This is a genomic window from Paenibacillus sp. SEL3, assembly GCF_054602585.1.
The window spans coordinates 1,964,207-1,983,261 of the sequence record NZ_CM137725.1; the positions used below are offsets into that span (position 1 = coordinate 1,964,207).

A 19,055-nucleotide genomic window follows, 5' to 3' on the forward strand; every position below is an offset into this window, starting at 1 on the left:
CCTGTATCTTTTACATTCATTAGTCCGTCTATCTTAATATAAATGAAAACCATTTCAGAAGGAGTGATGTAAATATGAAAAAGGTACTTGTTTTGGGTGGAACCCGTTTTTTTGGCAAGAGACTGGTGGAACGTCTGCTGGAGAGTTCCGAGAACTCCGTTACCATCCTCACACGAGGCCAAACAAGCGATTCGTTCGGTGACCGCGTTCAGCGGATCTGTGCAGATCGTACCGACCAGCAAGCGCTCGCTAAGGCAGTAGGCGAGCAAGTGTGGGACGTTGTTTATGATAATATTTGCTTTTCTCCTGATGAAGCCAGCGAAGCCTGCCGCATTTTTGATGCTACAGCCAAAAGGTATATTGTGACCTCCAGCCTATCCGTCTATGATTCGAGCCCGGAAGTGCTGACAGAGAGCATCTTTGACCCTCAGGCTTACCCGGTTCGCAAGGGCGGGAAGGACGATTTTACATATCAGGAGGCTAAACGGCAGGCAGAAGCAGTTTTTATGCAGCAAGCTACATTTCCTGTAGTTGCTGTTCGTTTTCCGATTGTATTGGGGACAGACGATTATACGAAAAGACTTCATTTTCATATCGAACATGTTCGTGAAGGAATAGAATTCGGAGTACCTAATGCCGCAGCACAAATCTCATTTATTCGTTCCGATGAAGCCGCAGATTTTCTGTTTTGGCTTGGTCACACTCCTTTTACAGGTCCTGTAAATGCTTGCTCCAACGGTACAGTGAGGATTGGGGAGATCATTTCGATCATTGAGCAGGTAACTGGAAAACAAGCTGTGATGAAAGAAAAAACAGCAGACGAGCACATGTCTCCATTTGGTATTACACAATCGTGGTACATGGATACGTCCAAAGCCCAGTCAGAGGGGTACTCATTTCTCTCCCTAAATGAATGGCTTCCGGAGCTGATAACCAGCCTGACCCGTTCCTAAAAACCATAAAAAAAAGGGGACCCGAAGCTTCGGGTCCCAGCAATATATATATGATTCAAAGGGGGTCATGTTTATGTTGTACCCACTCTATGTTAAAGTAACTTTGCAGTTATATTTCATTTTGTAACAAATTGAAATATAACTGAGCACAGCCAAGGCAAGAAGGCTACTCGCTTCCGCAGAAATAGAGAAGGCACTACTATAGGATAACAAAAAAAGAGGACCCGAATGATCGGGTCCCAGCAACATATATTATTCAAAAGGGGGTCATGTCTGTATTGTACCCGTCCTGTGTTAGAGTTGTTTTGCAGTTATATTTCATCTTTGTAACAAAATATTCCAATGTTATTTCTACGCATAATCCCCTTGGGTCAGCGAAAATACCAATACACTCGGCACCTCTCCTGAGGGATCATAGGCACCAATGGTACGCAGCAGACGCATCTTATTTTTAATAAGCACGCGCATGGAAGCCTGATTATCCGCTTGGCAACGACTTTCGATCCGCTGGAGCTTCAAAGATCCGAAACCAAAATTCAGCATTTCTCCTACCACTTCTGTAGCCAGCCCCTGTCCCCAAAAAGGACGATCCAGAATATAGCCCAATTGCGCCTCACCCGTTCTTTCATTCCATTGCTGAAAAGAGACGATACCGAGCAACGGTGAAGAGGTAAGCTCATTGGATTCACTAAGTAGATTGCTTTCTTCTGTATTTCTCGGATGCCATTCCACCGCAAAATGCAGGGAATCTAGTGAATCGGAAGAAATTTTAATTTGCGCAACCAGACGCCGCATTCGTGCATAGACTGGCTTGCGAATTCGATTCACATATTGGATCACCAATGGATCGGATAGGATCCGTTCCAGCGCGGGATAATCCTCCGTTCTTAGCTGGCGCAATCGGACTCGACGGGTGTAAAGCTCTGGTAGCCCAAGACGAAGCATTTCTCTGGTCAGCACAATGTTCCCTCCTGCGGATGGATTGGCTTTTAGAAATGAATGTTTCCATACTTAATCCATGTCCTGAATCCCGCGGTAAATTCCTGTACGCAGCTCTCGAATATAATACGGCAAAGAAGGCACATCAGCTTCCTCCGCTTGTTTTACCGCCAGTTCTATATCATAAGGTACACGTACAAAATGAATGGAGAAGGACGTAGGCTGCTCCTCTCCCATCTCCCCCTCTAAAATGCAGTAGGAAGCCTGCGTAACATCCAACGGATTCCCGACACTGCCGACGTTAAAAAGTGTTTTCCCCTGAAAATGCTGGATAAAAGCATTGTGCACATCACCATATCCCACAACATCCGGAGCAAAAGCAACTTTTCCATTTTCTTCTGCTAACGGATCGAACATGGCAAGCCGTTTTTCCGGCTCATCCCATGGCTGCACACGGTGATACACACTTTGCGGCGAGGCATGCACCAGACGGATACGGCGTCCGCTCATTCTGAAATCATAATGAAACGGTAACTGTGCCAAATACTGCACTCGTTCTGCCCCCAAGCGCTCGGCTTGCCAGCTAAAATTGAGATCATCCGTAATACTGACCAGCTCATCCCAATTCCCCCGCACTACCACTTCACAACGTTGACGGACAGCATCCAGTACCTCGCTCGGGCTAGGCCCTTTGCCGATCAGATCCCCCAAACAAAACACACGGCTAATGCCTCGGGAAGCAATATCCTCCAGCACCGCCTCACAGGCAGGCCAATTGCCATGAATATCTGAAATGACAGCAATACGATCCATCTGAACCTCACTCCTTTGTCCGAAACGACTACATCTCTACACTACATTCAAGCCATCTTTATGTAGTTCCAAACTATATGACGAAGATGAAAAAAAATCATGGCCTATTGGCCAGATTTTAGCGTAATGACACTAAGCTCCGGCCTGCACAGCACGCGAATCGGCAAATGTGTCATGCCAATGCCTCGGCTAACATATAGCGGCATTCTCTCCGTTCCCACATGAAATAATCCCTGGATGTACTTGCGTCCACCCGGAGGCGGCATTGGCGCTCCAATGACCGGCAAGCGTACCTGTCCTCCATGCGTATGCCCCGACAATTGAAGATCAAAGGACATTTGCGCCGCCACATCTGCATAGTCCGGCTCATGCATCAGCAGGAGCTTGCACATCTCATCAGGTAGTCCGTGGATGGCACGCTGCGGATTGGGCTTGCCCATAATGTTATCCTCTAAACCGACCATGGCTACACGCTGCCCCGCGCGCTCTACAATCGCATGCTCGTTTCTCAGCAACGTAAACCCGGTTTTCGGATACAATTCCTGTACTCCGGCGGGTAAGCCTCTATAATCATGATTGCCCAGAATAGCAAACTTACCAAGGGTAGCGTGCATGGAAGCCATAACTGGAACAGCAGCCTTCATGGATACTGCATAGTCATCCACAATATCGCCTGTAAAACAGAGCAAATCTGGCTTCAGACCTGCTATCCGGTCCGCAAGCTCGCGTAGATCCTGCTCATCCATATGAAAACCCAAGTGCACATCACTAAAATGTACGACCCTGATTCCGTCAAAAGCAGACGGAAGACGAGGGATAGACAAGTTGAAGCGTGTAATTTCCAAATGATTAGGCTCCCATAAGGAAGCATATCCTCCAGCCAGAAGCGCGGTTCCGGCTGTGGCTAAAGCCGCTTTTTTCAAAAAATGGCGGCGCGAAGGATTGGCTGGTTCATTTGAAACGGAACGCCGCGAAGAACCGGGAGGGATAGCGGCCCCCTGATGCGGGCCATCCTGACTCTCGCGGCGGGTGTGCGGCGTCTTCTCCATATGCGTTCCCCCTTGCGATCTATTCCTTGATCTTACTTATTCGAATTCTTACCGTCCAAAAGCTTTAGCGATGGGTGGACAACCACTGCTCCGCATAGTCTACCAAATCACGTTGCCTCGCGAAAAAACATGAAGCCTCCCCAATGTTCACCCGCGTAAAAGCTGAGGGACAGTCCCGTTCAAAATCAAGTCCCAGCTTCTCAAAGTCATCTGAGGTAATATTAAAATCCTGAAAAGATACCCACGCTTTTGCTCCATCCACCATCATAGGAGCTTGATGAGTGATCACTTCACGTCCATTGTAGGCTGTTCGATATTCCGCCAAATGCAAGGACGTGTTGCTGTCATGTCCGCAGCCCAACAGCACTACATAGGCATCTGCCTCGTACAGCTTCGCCAAGGGCGAATGCTCACCCAGTCCAAAGTCGAGCTCATGAGCTGCCAGTAATTCCGAAGCTGTGGGTCCACGTGCCGCCAGAGAAACATGCGGATGCCCGCTGCGCTTGGTTCCCGGCAGGCCCCGGAACGTTTCTACAATGATGCCCATCCCTCCGGTCAGCGTCCAGGCCGGATCATAAGCGGGCATTTCCTCGCGCACCAGTTCCCACCATGACTCACCCAGAGGCGGGTTCATCCAAGTCGAGGGATCAGTCAAGTCATGTGACTGTGTCGGCATCACCAGCGTCCCTTCCGGGCCAACTGCTTCGGTTAGTGCGGCAAGAATGACCGAGGCCCCGCCTGGAACAAAGCGTCCAAAGCTGCGCATCGACGAGTGAACAAGCAATGTCATGCCGCTCCGAACCCCCAGATCCTCTAATCCCTTCAATACATCCGACCTAGTGACAGGTCGATTCGTTATCGGTTGCACAGTCACCTGTCCAGCCTCCTTTTCTCCAAAAACGATACACAATACCATAATTATACCATAACTGCTATCCCGCGCTCCTTCCTCCATGTTACCCTCCATCATTCCTGAGCGCAAAAAACAGGCTTTCTCCAGTTTGAGAAAAAGCCTGTTTGGGCATAACCTATTCGCTGTCTAGTGCTATACAGTCAGCCAGCGCTTGAACATATGCTTGGTCGTTTCCTTGTTCATTTCGGCAATAGAAGTGGTCAACGGAATACCTTTCGGACAAGAGCGTACGCAGTTTTGCGAGTTCCCGCACCCTTCCAGCCCGTCGTCTGTCATCAACGCCTCTAGCCGCTCTTCCTGATTCATTTCCCCTGTCGGATGGCTGTTAAACAGGCGAACCTGAGATATCGCCGCAGGTCCGATGAACGTCGTCTTCTCGTTGACGTTCGGACAAGCTTCCAGACAGACACCACAGGTCATGCACTTGGACAGCTCATACGCCCACTGACGCTTTTTCTCAGCCATTCTAGGACCAGGGCCCAGATCGTAGGTACCGTCAATCGGAATCCACGCTTTGACCTTCTTGAGCGCATTAAACATCCGGCTGCGGTCGATGACCAAATCCCGAACTACCGGGAATGTGTTCATCGGCGCGATCGTAATCGGCTGCTCCAGCTTATCGACGAGCGCTGCACAGGCCTGACGCGGCTTGCCGTTAATCACCATGGAGCATGCTCCGCATACTTCCTCCAGGCAATTCGACTCCCAGCACACCGGAGCCGTCTCTTTACCGTGGCTGTCCACCGGATTACGCTGAATTTCCATCAGCGCGCTAATCACATTCATTCCCGGACGATAAGCCAATTCGAATTCTTCCGTATAGGGACTGGCTTTAGGATCAGCTTGACGGGTCACAACGAACTTCACTGTTTTATTCGACTTCACTGCTTGCTCCGACATCTAATACACTCCCTTCCGTTATTTGTTCTTGGAATAATCCCGAATGCGTGGCTTGATCAGCGAAACATCCACCGCTTCATACGAGATTTGTGGTCCTTCCGGTGTCCAGTCCGCAATCGTCGTTTTCAGGAAATCCTCATCGTTGCGATCCGGGAAATCTGGTTTGTAATGGGCCCCACGGCTTTCGTTGCGCAGCAGCGCACCTTTGGTCATCGCTTCAGCCAGCTCCATCATATTCCACAGTTGCCGTGTAAACGCCGCACCCGCATTGTTCCAGCGCGAAGCGTCATTGATGTTAATGTTAGAATAACGCTCCTTCAGCTCCTTGATCTTGTGGATCGTAGCTTCCAGCTTGTCATTATAACGAACCACAGTCATGTTGTTCGTCATCCACTCGCCCAGCTCTTTATGAAGAACATAGGCATTTTCTTTTCCGTCCATATGCAAAATACGCTCATACTTCTCCGTCTGCTGATTGACTGCGGCATCAAATACGGAGGACGCTGTATCCTGTGCAGATTTTCTCAAGCCTTTGATATATTCCACAGCCTTAGGTCCAGCCACCATCCCGCCGTAAATGGCTGACAGCAACGAGTTCGCACCCAAACGGTTCGCTCCGTGGTATTGGAATTCACACTCACCAGCCGCGAACAGGCCTGGTATATTGGTCATCTGATTGTAATCGACCCACATGCCGCCCATTGAATAATGAACAGCCGGGAATATTTTCATCGGAATTTTGCGCGGATCATCACCGACGAATTTTTCATAAATTTCAATAATGCCGCCCAGTTTTACATCCAGCTCTTTCGGGTCCTTGTGGGACAGATCGAGGTAGACCATATTCTCGCCATTAATACCCAGTCCATCATCAACGCATACACTGAATATTTCACGTGTCGCAATATCGCGAGGGACCAAATTTCCGTAAGCTGGATACTTTTCTTCGAGGAAATACCATGGCTTACCATCCTTATACGTCCAAATACGACCGCCCTCTCCCCGTGCCGACTCGGACATGAGACGCAACTTGTCATCACCGGGTATAGCCGTCGGATGAATCTGGATAAACTCACCGTTCGCATAGCGTACGCCTTGCTGATACACCGCACCGGCAGCTGTGCCCGTATTAATGACGGAATTCGTGGTTTTACCGAAAATAATCCCGGGCCCACCAGATGCCAAAATAACTGCATCCGCCGCAAAAGTCTTCACTTCCATCGTACGCAAATCCTGCCCGCAAATCCCTCGACAGATGCCTTCATCATCCAGTACAGCCTGTAAAAACTCCCAGTTTTCATACTTGGTCACCAAACCCGCAGATTCCCAGCGCCGTACCTGCTCATCGAGAGCGTACAGAAGCTGCTGTCCTGTCGTCGCACCAGCAAAGGCGGTCCGATGATGCTGGGTACCGCCGAAGCGGCGGAAGTCCAGCAGTCCTTCCGGTGTCCGGTTAAACATGACGCCCATGCGGTCCATGAGATGAATGATCCCCGGAGCCGCTTCGCACATCGCTTTTACCGGAGGCTGGTTGGCCAGAAAATCCCCGCCATAGACCGAATCATCAAAGTGAATCCAGGGGGAGTCTCCCTCACCCTTGGTATTTACCGCACCATTGATGCCACCTTGAGCACAAACGGAGTGGGACCTTTTGACCGGAACCAAAGAAAATAAATGAACGTGAACTCCCGCCTCTGCCGCCTTGATCGTAGCCATTAGACCTGCCAGACCGCCGCCCACGACAATAATGTTGGATGCTGCCATTTCTGCTCACTCCTTTTTTTCAGGATTTTTAACCAAATCCCCTTTTACGTTTGAAAATAGAATTTCAACACAATGTATAATGGATATGACTCATTTACAGTAGTTGTTTAAAAGTACTGCATTGCACCAAGGCAGTTGCTGTTTCCTGAAATTCCGCGCTGCGGAATGCAAGCAGGGAGGCGATGAAGCCGATAGACACCACCACGAACAGGGTCATACAGATATAAGAAGATACTTTTTGCGCACGTGGTCCCACAGTAATCCCCCAACTGACCATAAATGCCCACAGTCCGTTAGCAAAGTGAAAGGATGCCGAAACGACACTGATTAGATACAAAATGAAATAAACCGGGTTCGTCACGATGCCATGCATGACCCCGCCTAGCTCCTCATGAGTTACATTACCCAGAGCCACCTGAAAGCGTGTGTCGTATACGTGCCAGATAATAAATACAAACGTAATGACGCCGGAAATACGCTGGAACAGAAAGCGCCAGTTACGTGAATAGCCGAACCTTTTGACATTCGGATCAGCTTGATAAGCGATATACAAGCCATAAATTCCGTGGAACAGTAATGGCAAGTAGATGAATAACGTTTCTAGTACAATAACCAGCGGCAAACCATTCAGGAAGGCCACGCTGCGATTAAATCCTTCCTTGCCACCCTCCACCGCTGTGAAGTTCGTCACCAAATGCTCAACAAAAAATAGAGCCAACGGAATGACGCCAAGAAGCGAATGCAGCTTTCTGGAATAAAATCCTCTCATCTAGGTCATGCTCCCTTCTCCCAATAATAGCGTTTTCAATAGTAATATAACATATAAAATGACAGTTCCCGACAGGAAATGTCCAACAAGGTGTCCCTTATTAGGAAAAACAAAAGTGTGAACATCTTGTGTCGCTTTCATGTTACTCCTTTTCGGCTTATAATGGAATTGCAATATACGTATTAATTATTATGTCTTTTTTGCATAAGAGAGGAAGTGGATGATTTGTTTGAGGATTTGAACGCTTTTGCCGTCATTGTCGAGCAGTCCAGCCTGAATAAAGCCTCCAAACTGCTGAATCTGTCCCAACCCGCCCTGTCCCGCAAAATTGCCAAGCTAGAGGAAGAGCTGGGTGTAAATCTCTTTGATCGTCGGGGCAAACGACTCGAAATTACGTCCACCGGCCGATTTGTTTATACATTCGCACTAGAGCAACGGCAACGACAGCTTCGCTTCTTACAAAAGCTCTCCCAGCACAAAAATGAAGCCCAGAGTATGCTTACACTCGGCGCAAGTCTCACGACACTCCAGACAACGCTGCCTACCCTTGTCGAAGCTTTTATGAGCAAGCATCCTCAAACCGAGCTGAAGCTGCTCACCGGTAAAACCCATGAAATCGTCGCCTTTGTACGTGACAAAAAAGCAGACGCCGGTATTGTCGGGTCTGCCATTCATGAAGTCGGACTGCGTTGCATTCCGCTATTTGACGATCATTTGGAGCTCGTTGTTCCCATTGGACATGAATTAACCGTTAAGACAGGAACGGCCTCGATGAAAGATCTGCAAGGATTGCCGATGATTATTTTCTCCAAAGGAACCTGGTACCGCAGTCTGACGGATGACTTGTTCCAGCGTAGCGGCATCATGCCGGATATCCGCATGGAAATCGACTCCTTCGAGGCGATTGTACGCCTGCTTCCAACCTGTAAGGCTTCCGCCTTGCTACCCAAATCCTATTTGCGTAGCGAACTGCTGCGGGATAATGGACTCACTGCATTGTACTTGCCCGATTTGAAGGAGACACGCCGAACGACCTCCCTCATTTACTCGGAGACGACCGATCTCGGTCCGACAGCACGACGCTGGATTAGCGAGACACGTGCGTCGTTTGCAGGCTACCGTATGGTGTAAAGGGTTTAGCCCTCTTCATTAACATTAACAACCTCATCCTCAAAGCGGCCGATATTATCATTCGAGCCGATGATGACCATAATATCGTCGGCTTTTAATCGATCCATAGCCGTCGGTGCGATCAGGATACCATTCGCCGTATGAAGCGCCACGACGCTACAACCAAAGCGGGTACGGGCATTTAGCTCTGCTAGCGTTTTGCCATTCAGACATGCAGGTACATTGAGTTCCACAATACTATATTCCTTAGACAACTCCAAATAATCGAGCAAATTAGGCGTGACTAGCTGGTGAGCCACCCGGATACCCATATCCCGTTCTGGATAAATAATCCGGTCCACACCGAGCTTTTCTAACGCACGCCCGTGCAGCACAGATATGGCTTTGGCTACGACTTTTTTCACACCCAGCTCCTTCAGCAAAATGGCGGTGAGGATGCTTACCTGAATGTCATCACCAATAGCAACAATGCCACAATCGAAATTACGGATGCCCAGTGATCGCAACGAGTCTTCATCGGTAGCGTCCGCCACGACAGTATGTGTCAACATCTCACTCATACTGTCCACAACATCCTCATTCCGGTCAATGCCTAGCACCTCGCACCCCATATCCACCAATTGCAAAGCCAGGCTTGAGCCAAACCGCCCCAAGCCAATAACTACAAACTGCTGCGTCTTCATATCTACTCGAAAACTCCCTTATCCTATAATCATTTTACCTTCCGGATGACGATATAATTCTTTACCCTTTTTCGGCCCCAGTGCATAAGCTAGCGTGAGTGGCCCCAGTCTACCTGCAAACATCGTCAGGGTAATCACCAGCTTGCCTATGACTGTCAAATCAGGTGTAAGCCCCATCGACAGCCCCACCGTACCAAACGCAGATACCGTCTCGAACAAGATCATCAGAAAATGATGATCTTCGGTTGCCGACAAAATCATCGTCACCCCGATCACGAACAGCAACCCCAGCAGTGTAATGGTCAAAGCCTTGTAAATTCGTCCCTGCGCAAGTCGGTACTTGAACAGTACAATATCTTCTCGCCCCCGCAGCATCGAAATCACCGCTCCAATGAGCAGGGCGAATGTTGTGGTCTTAATCCCGCCTCCAGTAGAGCCAGGAGAAGCCCCGATAAACATGAATATGATGATAAAAAACTGCGTAGCCTGCCGCAAGCCTGCAATGTCCAAGGTATTGGCACCTGCGGTACGGGGAGTAACGGACTGGAATAAAGATCCCAATAGCTTACCACCCCAATCAAGCGAGCCGAGAGTCTTCGGATTCGTAAACTCAAATACAAAAATCACGAGCGTGCCGACTACAATCATAGCGCCCGTCATGCTGAGTACCACCTTGGTATGCAAGGACAGTCTCTTGCGCTTGCGATATTCTGCCAGGTCTGACATCACTACAAAACCAATGCCGCCTGAAATAATCAAAAACATGGCTGTAAAATTAACAATCGGATCATATACATAACCTGTCAAGCTGCGAAATTCACCGAATAAATCAAAACCAGCATTGTTAAACATGGAGATGGCATGCCAGATTCCAAAATAAATCGCCCTGCCTACGGGCATATCAAAGGACCAGCGAACCGAGAATATCGTAGCGCATACGCCTTCAATAACCAGTGAGTACAGTAATACCTTACGGATTAACCCGACAATTCCCTCTACAGAAGTCTGATTCATCGCTTCCTGCAAAATGAGACGCTCCCGCAGGGAAATCCGACGCTTGAACACCAGTGCAATCAAGGTAGCCATGGTCATAAAGCCTAGGCCGCCGATCTGAATGAGCGCCACGATAACAACTTGACCAAAGGTTGTAAAAAAGGTCCCCGTATCCTTTACGACAAGCCCTGTAACACAGGTCGCGGAAGCGGCAGTAAACAAAGCGTCTACAAACGCAAGTGGCTTTCCTGTTGTATTGGAGATCGGCAGCATTAACAATAAACTACCTATTAGAATGATAATGGCAAAGCCCGCAACGAATATCTGCGGTGGAGAAAGCCGGAGCCAGCTTGCATTGGGATTCATCTATTCATCACTTCTCTCCTAATCCTTAAAACTATAAAAACAGTGATTTAATACGGTGTAAGCTCGCTACGCGTTCCATTTGATCTTCCGATCGTCGTTGCCCCTGAATTTTTTGATTTTTCCAAACCTTAGTTAACTATAATTAGCATTCCCTGAATACAGGAAGAATGCATGTCAAGCACTACTCGGTCCCCTGTGCTATTGGCGGGCAGTAGCGAAGGGGGCAGAATTGTTCTGAAGAAGCGAAGCGTTTGCCTTTATCTCCGGATTTTAACCATTAAAGGGGGTATACAATCAAAAAATCCGGGGATAACAGCAATCGGAAGAATAATCTGCACCCGCAGCGGTCTATCTAACCAATCCAAACACTTTTATACGCACAAAAAAAGACACCGGAAAACCGAGTGCCTGACTTGGTTCCTGCTCATAGCCTACGAGGTTAGCTGACGGATTCGGGCAGCACAGTATGCCCTATTTACACTTCCGATCCACCAGTGATCGGCTGTAAAATTCACCCCAGTAACATGGTTCCCCCGTTTTCCCATAGAAATTCGGCTCAACTGTATATCATTACCTATGTATTTTATAGGCATTGCCTCAAGATTATAATCCTTCTATATCCAGATCACAAAACCGATTTCGTCGAAAAAACGTGAAATTGGCTTTATTTTGCGAATGGGCATCGTTTAATCGCAGCTTATCTTATTTTATTGGAACTTTAAAGTGCTTTCACTCTATTTTCATGAATATCGCTGGTCTGTTGGCGGGAACCTGTGCAGTATGATATCTTTAATGGATGTTCTTATTTACAGATTAAGGAGGAAACTCATGAATCCTATCGGGAAACCGGTCGTGCTCACGGCCAACTTCAAAAAATTAGGCTTGCTGGGCGGGATTGGCCTGATTTGCTTTTTTATCTTTCAATTGCTTATTCCCTCGCTTAGCAATCCGAGTCCAGAATCAGTAATGAATGCAAAGGTCATCAGCAAACAAGAAGCGGTCATACACGCATTGGACTTCGCCCGCTCCGAGCTGGGATATACTGAATCACAGCCAGAGGAGCCTCTGGTGACCTATCAGGCCGAAACAGATTTGTACGGTTATTTATCTAGAGAAAAACTGCTTCAACAGTACGACCGTACATGGAAGAAAAATTACCCTTACGAAACCTTTCGGGTCGATCTGCCTGAATCCTCAGCGAAGAGCAAGCTGCAAATTCATGTAGATTTATCCACTGGGAAGGTCGTTAGTTTTAAACGGATCACCTCCAGCACCAATTACACGCAGGCTGATATTTCTACGGATGAACAAGCACGTAACAGGCTTGTACGTGTGGCTGAGGACGGCATGACGCTTGAAGCCAAGGAGCAGGCGGCCGCTGTATGGGTGAAGCGCTTTGGCTTTAAGCCGTCGGACTTGAAGCTCGCGACCACTGAACAAGAAGGCGGATTAAAGTATACCGTAGACGATAAAAAAATTGGCGCCTCGGTACTTACACTGGCTTTTACTTTTGAAGACGGTGATGTTCGCTCCTTCACTCAAAGCTTTTCGGCCCCGTCATCCTATACCGATTATATCGAAAAGCAAACATTTTGGGCGAATTGGATGACCTATGCGGGTTATGCCCTATTTAGCTTTGTGCTGGGTGTACTTGCCATTGTGTATGCGTCACTCACCCGACGACATACTTCATTTGTACGCGGCATTGTTCTATCCGTTATATACTTTATTGCTAGTATAGCTGGGACCATGAACATGCTGCCTTTATTGCAAGCAGAAGCAGGCGGTAAGGGCATGCTTATATTTCTTATGGTTTTCCAGATTGGTGTTACCTTCTTCATGGCTGTAGCGCTCTACTTCTCCTTGGTCGGCGGTGACGGACTTATGCGTCAGGTTGGACTGAATGCATGGCCGCGTGCAAAAGAGCCGGGCTACGGGCTGTATGTGCTTCGCAGTATGTATGTTGGCTACTTGTGGGCCTTTATTTTACTCGGGGTACAATCCATCTTGTTCTTTATACTGGAGCGGACATTTAATACATTCTCCACCACAGATGCCACGCAATCCCCTTACAATATGGCTTATCCATGGCTACTGCCGATTATGGCCTGGATGGCAGGTATTGGAGAAGAGACTGTCTACCGTCTGTTTGGTATTCCGATGGTCAAAAAAATAGTGAAAAATACTTTTGTTGCTTGTCTGATCACCACGCTGATTTGGGCACTGGGACATACACTTTATCCGATCTATCCAGTGATTTCCAGACCTATTGAGCTGACTTTTCTTGGTTTGCTGTTCAGTTTTGTGTTCCTGCGTTACGGCTTTATTGCCGCTATGTTCAGCCACGTTATTTTTGACAGCATTCTAATGGGACTTAGTGTGATGAGTCTGGGAGACACTGTGAATGTGAGCGCTGGTCTATTCTGGATCTTACTTCCAGCCATCGTGGGTTACATCATTTATTGGTTTAGTCCTAAAAAACCAAATCGAATGATGTTTGAACCTATACAAAAAGAGGAGCCGTATTCTACGACTCCTCCTCCCGAAGGGCAGCTATAATCTGACGCGCAAGCTTATCCCCAATAGAGAGAGGCCGGAAGTCTTCGACACTGGCCTCTCTTATTTTTTTGAGCGATCCAAAATGCTTAAGCAGTAACTTACGCCGTTTCTCGCCGATGCCTGGAATAGAGTCCAGCCGGGAAGTTACCATAGATTTGCCGCGTTGCTCGCGGTGGAACGTAATGGCAAAACGGTGAACCTCGTCCTGAATCCGTTGCAGCAGATAAAATTCTTCGCTATTGCGTGCAAGTGTCACGGCCTCAGAGGACTCTCCCACTAATAGTTGGGAAGTTCTATGTTTGGCATCCTTCACCAGACCACACACAGGAATGAACAAACCCAGCTCATTTTGCAATACATCGGTCGCCGCCTTAATTTGTCCACGTCCACCATCGACAACGATCAAGTCGGGACGTTCCAAATTTTCCTTAAGCACACGTTCATATCTACGTCGGATAACCTCACGCATTGTTTCATAATCATCGGGTCCCTGCACAGAACGGATTTTATATTTACGATACTCCTTCTTGGCAGGTTTGCCATCAATAAACACGATCATGGCTGAGACTGGATCGGAACCCTGGATGTTGGAGTTATCAAATGCCTCCACCCGGTGCAAGCTATCCAGCCCAATGGCACGTCCGAGATTGCTTGCAGCTTTGGATGTTCGTTCCTCATCCCGCTCGATCAGCTTAAACTTCTCATCCAAAGCTACACGTGCATTTTCCGTCGCCATGCCTGTCATTTGCTTTTTCAGTCCACGCTGCGGTACAAGTACCTTTACATCCAACCATTCAGCCAGAGCGAGAGCCGCCGTACTCGGGTCCTCCAGTCCACCGGATAGTTGAGTTTCTATTTCCTTTATCTCGGCATCTTGGTCACCAGCTTGATCTTGATTCGTTGCCGCTGCATAAGTTGCCCGTTCTTCAGCCACCAGCAGTGAGTCAGCAGAATGCTCTGTCTCCGTTTGTATCGCATTCTCATCTGTCTGTCCGGTAACATCGGCTGTAGCTGCACTGTGGAGTGCAGTTTCAGCCGCAACCGGTTGATCGACATTGACCTGTTCCGCCTGCATCAGCTTAGGAGAATCCGGCAGCAATATTTCCTGCGGCACTGCTGGGTTGTCACTATAATATTGCGTCACATAGGACATAAAATCACTGTAAGCCTCACCGTAGAAAGGAAAAGTCGACATATGGCGCTCGATCATTTTACCTTTGCGGACATATAGGATCTGTACACACATCCAGCCCTTATCTACTGAAAAACCGAATACATCTCGATCTTTCGCATCCGATGTGGTGATTTTCTGCTTTTCCATCATCGCGTCGATGCTGATAATCTGATCTCGCAACTCCTTGGCCCGCTCAAAGTACAATTCCTCTGCGGCCTCCTGCATTTTATGCTGAAGATCCTTTTTAATTTCCTCATGTCCCCCGCTCAAAAAGGAACCAATTTCCTGACCAATCTGGTCATACGTTTCCTTCTCGACCTCTTTCACACAAGGCCCCAAACATTGATGCATGTGATAATACAGACACACTTCCTTGGGCATCACACCACACTTGCGTAACGGATACATACGGTCCAGCAACTTCTTCGTCTGATGTGCCGCGTAGGAATTGGGGTACGGTCCAAAATATTTTGCTTTATCTTTCAGAACGCGACGGGTCACCTCCAGCTTGGGGTGTGCCTCGTTCGTAATTTTCAAATACGGAAAGGTTTTATCATCCTTCAATAGCACGTTATAGCGTGGCTGGTACTTTTTAATGAGATTGCACTCCAAAATGAGCGCCTCCATATTACTGCCTGTAACGATATATTCAAAATCACGGATATCGGAAACCAGTCGCTGCGTCTTGCCGTTATGGCTACCTGTAAAATAGGAACGGACCCGGTTTTTCAACACTTTGGCCTTGCCGACATAAATAATGGTGCCTTCGCTATTCTTCATCAGATAACAGCCTGATGCATCCGGCAGTAACGCTAATTTGTGCCGTATGTTCTCCAGCGCCTTTTCCTGATTCTGCAAGTCCTCCGCATAAGGTTTCATTTGCCCGGTTCCTCCTTCCATTCTTAATGACTACTCAACTAACTACTTATAATATATAGGAATAATACACAAAAACGCCCCCGGTATTTACAACCGGAGGCATTGACCTTTCATGGCCGCTCCACCAAGCCCCCGCGGGAGCATGGGTCACATGCGATGATTATTGGTGCTTAGTAAGCATGCTTTTCAGCGCTTCTTTGGAGTTCAGACCTACCACTTTATCAACAGGCTGTCCGTCTTTGAAAACGATCAGGGTCGGAATACTCATCACGCCGAAACGGGAAGCAGACTCTGGATTTTCATCCACGTTCACCTTCGCGATTTTGACGCTGTCGCCAACTTCTGTGGACAGATCCTCCAGAATAGGAGCGATCATTTTGCAAGGACCGCACCATGGCGCCCAAAAATCAACCAAAACGGTTCCTGTGCCTTCGACTTCTGCGTTGAAGGATTGATCGGACACGTTAACAATTGCCATTGTATGTTCCTCCTTTATAGAAAAGTCAAGATTATTATAACCTGTAATGTCTGTTTCGACACCTTTTAATTATATCACAATAGTCTTTTAATTGTAAGATATCGAAATAGCAGACGGATAAACGCTTACCCCCGCTGATTTTTTCCCTTTACGGTAATGACATCTACAAAAGGACGAATCCGGTCCATCAAGCGTTGTCCTTTATACATTTCCTCTCCATCCTTGCTCGTAAAGCTGAGATGCTTCTCCAGTCCCTGCAAAGAATAATTGGAAGTATAAAAAGTAGGTTTGCGGTTCATTCGGTAATTCAAAATAGAGCCCATCACGTGGTCCCGTACCCACGGGCTTAAATTTTCGGCACCAATATCGTCAAATACAAGCAGATCACAATTTTTGAGCATTTCGGTCGTTTCCTTAAGCTTCTGCCCATCCTGGATCATGGACTTTAAGTCCTCCACAAAATCAGGCATATACACGATCACACCGTTCAGACCCGACAGGGCCAACTCGTGCAATAAATAGCCCATCAAAAAAGTTTTACCCGTACCAAACGTACCTTCCAGATACAGTCCTTTTTTGGATAGACCCTGACTTTTCGTTTCTTCAATGTAACGGAATAGCTGTGTGACGGCAGGCATGCGTTGTGAATCTTTACGCGCAATTTCAAGGGCGTTATATCCCTCCAGAAGTGCGCGTTCATCCACATAGAAGCTTTTAATTCGCTCACGCACCCGTTGCTCATGTTGGGAAGCAATCTGCTTCGCACATGGGGTCCGAATGTCTACAATTTCAGCAGTTCCATTCGGATATTCCACGCCCAGCTTGCAAAAGTGGCCCTGAAAATCGTTAGGACACCGTTCCAGTCCCGGACAATTGTCGCAATTTCGACGATCTCGGGCATACTGAAAGAGCATGCTCATGTTGAGTCGCAATTGTGTTTCGTCCACATCAGGATGCGCAGCACAAAACTCCTGCACGAGCGGATCATTTAGAACCTGATCGGCTACATTGCGAGTGCGCTGGCGAAACGAAGGGTTCTGCATCTGCTGCAGCAAATCGCCCAGTGATTCCAAGAACGCTCCTCCTTTCTTAAAAAGTGCAGAGTTATGGATACCTTAAAATCTACCTACACCTTTTTCTGTTTACCGGATTGCATTCGTTCGGCCAGACGCAGCAGTTCATCCAATTCTTCCTCAGATACAGACTCCTCGGAAGGTTGATCTTGAACGATTGGAATGGATGGCTTGGCTGGCCCGTTATTTTTGGCATACGCGCGGGATCGGCCGCCGGAAGGAGAAGCAGAGGACTGTTTTCCTTTTACCTTAGCTTGATCCCTTATATATTGAACGGCTTTCTCGTAAGTGTTTACCTGCTTAAGCAGCATATTGGAAGCAACGGCCTCGACAAAGTTGCGGTTAATCCGCTGATCGCTCCCGGATACGAGCAGTGACATCAAATAATGGATCAGCACGTTGATGACTTCGCCTGGCAGCTTATAGCTGATATCAATTTTCTCGAATATATCCAGCAGGTTACCGGGAACCGTGCCGGGGAAAAAGGTTTGCAGCAAACGACGATAAGGCTCGTTGCGCAACATCATATTATATTGGTGAATGTCACACTTGGCTGTGAATTGTGGGGGAACCTCCACATAAAATTCCATTTCCACAGCTTGCTCTGCAGGCGGCTCTTCAGATGTGGAAGCTTCCCTTTGGCGCAAAGCAACTACCTTGGCGGCTTGAACCTGCTGCTCCTCCTGACGCTTGCGATCCTGTCTGGAGTGCTGGCTAGCCCGAAGCTGAAGCTCGTCGAGCAACAAGTCGCCTGCTTCGGTAAAAATACCATCCTCATCCAGCAAGCGGCTAATATCCTGTACAGAAAGATCAAATTTGCGAACAACGTAATTGACCATGCCTAACTGCTCGTGCTCAAACCGAAGACGCTCCACGTGCTTACGATTGGCAGATTCACGCGGAAAACGGAGAATAATATCTGCATAATTCAATGCTTCCTCCGATTCTGACGCAAGTGGTCCAGTCTGACGGCTAGTAGACACCTCGGACAACGCCTGCTCCAATTCATAATCTATAACATGGGTATTCAGTTCAAATAACTCATAAAATGGAATCGAAATATTCTCTTTATTATAGGAAGATTGCGACCATTCGCTAGATTCTCTGCTCCACAATGATTCTCTCAGAGAAAGCACTGCAAACTTACCGATTTTGTCTCTCAACAAAAGGGTGAGATGCTGTGTTCTGAAAAATTCAGCAGGTGCGAGCGGCGGCTGCATCTCATATTCATACATATAGTCGTCCGTTTCGGGTGCATACAGCCTGGACGTCTGTAACAGACCGACGGCCTCCAGTTTGGAGGTCTGTTCAATCAAATACTTGCGTCCCTTCTCACTCGGCTCCAGTCCCAGTGTCAGAAAAAGGCGACGCTGCTGTTCCAACGGCGAATAACCGATTTGTCCGACTGGCACATGCTGGAACAACAGTCGATACAGACTGACCGCAAATGCGCCTACCATCGGCTGATAGACGCTTCCCAGCATCAATTCATCCAGTGCGCTCAAGCCAAATTCCCGATAAACGCAGTAGCGGTGGTTCTCAGTATAGTGCAGCAGGTTTTTCATCCGCATTCCAACATTCTTCCTTTCCTGACATAACGGTCTCCAAGATGTTTTTCT

Annotated in this window: 16 protein-coding genes and 1 riboswitch; of the genes, 3 read left to right on the top strand and 13 right to left on the bottom strand. The window is 47.9% G+C overall.

Annotated features, from left to right (window positions below):
• Window positions 1-74 precede the first annotated feature (74 nt).
• The gene (locus tag ACYCS5_RS09190; RefSeq protein ID WP_459760963.1) at window positions 75-953 is read left to right on the top strand and encodes an NAD-dependent epimerase/dehydratase family protein; all 879 of its coding nucleotides are present in this window, start codon (window positions 75-77) and stop codon (window positions 951-953) included.
• 351 nt (window positions 954-1,304) lie between these two features.
• Here the strand turns inward: ACYCS5_RS09190 and ACYCS5_RS09195 are convergent, their stop codons facing one another.
• The 7 genes from ACYCS5_RS09195 to ACYCS5_RS09225 form a co-directional block, all read right to left on the bottom strand.
• Window positions 1,305-1,913, bottom strand: a complete 609-nt coding sequence (locus tag ACYCS5_RS09195) for a GNAT family N-acetyltransferase (protein WP_069012630.1) — start codon at window positions 1,911-1,913, stop codon at window positions 1,305-1,307.
• Window positions 1,914-1,964: 51 nt separating this feature from the next.
• Window positions 1,965-2,705, bottom strand: a complete 741-nt coding sequence (locus ACYCS5_RS09200; protein ID WP_069012629.1) for a metallophosphoesterase family protein — start codon at window positions 2,703-2,705, stop codon at window positions 1,965-1,967.
• A 104-nt stretch (window positions 2,706-2,809) separates the two neighbouring features.
• Window positions 2,810-3,754 (bottom strand): metallophosphoesterase, encoded by a 945-nt coding sequence (locus ACYCS5_RS09205; protein WP_069012628.1) that lies wholly within the window; start codon window positions 3,752-3,754, stop codon window positions 2,810-2,812.
• Window positions 3,755-3,818: 64 nt separating this feature from the next.
• Entirely contained in the window at window positions 3,819-4,628 is an 810-nt protein-coding gene (locus ACYCS5_RS09210) for an AAC(3) family N-acetyltransferase (protein ID WP_459761305.1), read from the bottom strand.
• 171 nt (window positions 4,629-4,799) lie between these two features.
• Entirely contained in the window at window positions 4,800-5,567 is a 768-nt protein-coding gene (sdhB, locus tag ACYCS5_RS09215) for a succinate dehydrogenase iron-sulfur subunit (RefSeq protein ID WP_039272681.1), read from the bottom strand.
• An 18-nt stretch (window positions 5,568-5,585) separates the two neighbouring features.
• A complete protein-coding gene (gene sdhA, locus ACYCS5_RS09220) occupies window positions 5,586-7,331 on the bottom strand; it encodes a succinate dehydrogenase flavoprotein subunit (protein WP_459760964.1) in 1,746 nt (581 codons plus the stop codon).
• A 94-nt stretch (window positions 7,332-7,425) separates the two neighbouring features.
• Entirely contained in the window at window positions 7,426-8,100 is a 675-nt protein-coding gene (locus ACYCS5_RS09225) for a succinate dehydrogenase cytochrome b558 subunit (RefSeq protein ID WP_069012627.1), read from the bottom strand.
• Between the two features lie 225 nt (window positions 8,101-8,325).
• On the opposite strand from ACYCS5_RS09225, the gene ACYCS5_RS09230 reads away from it, so the two are divergent.
• On the top strand, window positions 8,326-9,231 hold the full coding sequence (locus ACYCS5_RS09230) for a LysR family transcriptional regulator (RefSeq protein ID WP_029518250.1): 906 nt from the start codon (window positions 8,326-8,328) through the stop codon (window positions 9,229-9,231).
• A gap of 5 nt (window positions 9,232-9,236) precedes the next feature.
• Here the strand turns inward: ACYCS5_RS09230 and ACYCS5_RS09235 are convergent, their stop codons facing one another.
• Complete coding sequence (locus ACYCS5_RS09235) at window positions 9,237-9,914, bottom strand: potassium channel family protein (protein WP_023990146.1); 678 nt, start codon at window positions 9,912-9,914, stop codon at window positions 9,237-9,239.
• Between the two features lie 18 nt (window positions 9,915-9,932).
• Window positions 9,933-11,273 (bottom strand): TrkH family potassium uptake protein, encoded by a 1,341-nt coding sequence (locus tag ACYCS5_RS09240; protein ID WP_459760965.1) that lies wholly within the window; start codon window positions 11,271-11,273, stop codon window positions 9,933-9,935.
• A 413-nt stretch (window positions 11,274-11,686) separates the two neighbouring features.
• Window positions 11,687-11,840: riboswitch (cyclic di-AMP (ydaO/yuaA leader) on the bottom strand.
• A gap of 261 nt (window positions 11,841-12,101) precedes the next feature.
• Between ACYCS5_RS09240 and ACYCS5_RS09245 the strand changes: the two genes are divergently transcribed.
• The gene (locus ACYCS5_RS09245; RefSeq protein ID WP_459760966.1) at window positions 12,102-13,832 is read left to right on the top strand and encodes a CPBP family intramembrane glutamic endopeptidase; all 1,731 of its coding nucleotides are present in this window, start codon (window positions 12,102-12,104) and stop codon (window positions 13,830-13,832) included.
• Here the strand turns inward: ACYCS5_RS09245 and uvrC are convergent.
• The 4 genes from uvrC to ACYCS5_RS09265 form a co-directional block, all read right to left on the bottom strand.
• Complete coding sequence (gene uvrC, locus ACYCS5_RS09250) at window positions 13,801-15,885, bottom strand: excinuclease ABC subunit UvrC (RefSeq protein ID WP_459760967.1); 2,085 nt, start codon at window positions 15,883-15,885, stop codon at window positions 13,801-13,803. The two genes, ACYCS5_RS09245 and uvrC, sit on opposite strands and share 32 nt — an antisense overlap.
• Window positions 15,886-16,045: 160 nt before the next feature.
• Window positions 16,046-16,363, bottom strand: coding sequence for a thioredoxin (trxA, locus tag ACYCS5_RS09255; RefSeq protein WP_010347861.1), 318 nt, complete (start codon window positions 16,361-16,363; stop codon window positions 16,046-16,048).
• A gap of 125 nt (window positions 16,364-16,488) precedes the next feature.
• Window positions 16,489-17,436, bottom strand: coding sequence for a primosomal protein DnaI (dnaI, locus tag ACYCS5_RS09260; protein ID WP_029518246.1), 948 nt, complete (start codon window positions 17,434-17,436; stop codon window positions 16,489-16,491).
• Window positions 17,437-17,489: 53 nt separating this feature from the next.
• Window positions 17,490-19,007: a replication initiation and membrane attachment family protein gene (locus ACYCS5_RS09265; protein ID WP_069012623.1), complete on the bottom strand. Its 1,518-nt coding sequence runs from the start codon at window positions 19,005-19,007 to the stop codon at window positions 17,490-17,492.
• Between the last annotated feature and the right edge of the window lie 48 nt (window positions 19,008-19,055).

Excerpts from the sequence above, each read along its gene's own strand:
- ACYCS5_RS09190 (WP_459760963.1), top strand. The coding sequence starts at position 75 with ATGAAAAAGGTACTTGTTTTGGGTGGAACCCGTTTTTTTGGCAAGAGA.
- ACYCS5_RS09200 (WP_069012629.1), bottom strand. The coding sequence starts at position 2,705 with ATGGATCGTATTGCTGTCATTTCAGATATTCATGGCAATTGGCCTGCC.
- ACYCS5_RS09205 (WP_069012628.1), bottom strand. The coding sequence starts at position 3,754 with ATGGAGAAGACGCCGCACACCCGCCGCGAGAGTCAGGATGGCCCGCAT.
- sdhB (WP_039272681.1), bottom strand. The coding sequence starts at position 5,567 with ATGTCGGAGCAAGCAGTGAAGTCGAATAAAACAGTGAAGTTCGTTGTG.
- sdhA (WP_459760964.1), bottom strand. The coding sequence starts at position 7,331 with ATGGCAGCATCCAACATTATTGTCGTGGGCGGCGGTCTGGCAGGTCTA.
- ACYCS5_RS09225 (WP_069012627.1), bottom strand. The coding sequence starts at position 8,100 with ATGAGAGGATTTTATTCCAGAAAGCTGCATTCGCTTCTTGGCGTCATT.
- ACYCS5_RS09235 (WP_023990146.1), bottom strand. The coding sequence starts at position 9,914 with ATGAAGACGCAGCAGTTTGTAGTTATTGGCTTGGGGCGGTTTGGCTCA.
- ACYCS5_RS09240 (WP_459760965.1), bottom strand. The coding sequence starts at position 11,273 with ATGAATCCCAATGCAAGCTGGCTCCGGCTTTCTCCACCGCAGATATTC.
- ACYCS5_RS09245 (WP_459760966.1), top strand. The coding sequence starts at position 12,102 with ATGAATCCTATCGGGAAACCGGTCGTGCTCACGGCCAACTTCAAAAAA.
- uvrC (WP_459760967.1), bottom strand. The coding sequence starts at position 15,885 with ATGAAACCTTATGCGGAGGACTTGCAGAATCAGGAAAAGGCGCTGGAG.
- trxA (WP_010347861.1), bottom strand. The coding sequence starts at position 16,363 with ATGGCAATTGTTAACGTGTCCGATCAATCCTTCAACGCAGAAGTCGAA.
- ACYCS5_RS09265 (WP_069012623.1), bottom strand. The coding sequence starts at position 19,007 with ATGCGGATGAAAAACCTGCTGCACTATACTGAGAACCACCGCTACTGC.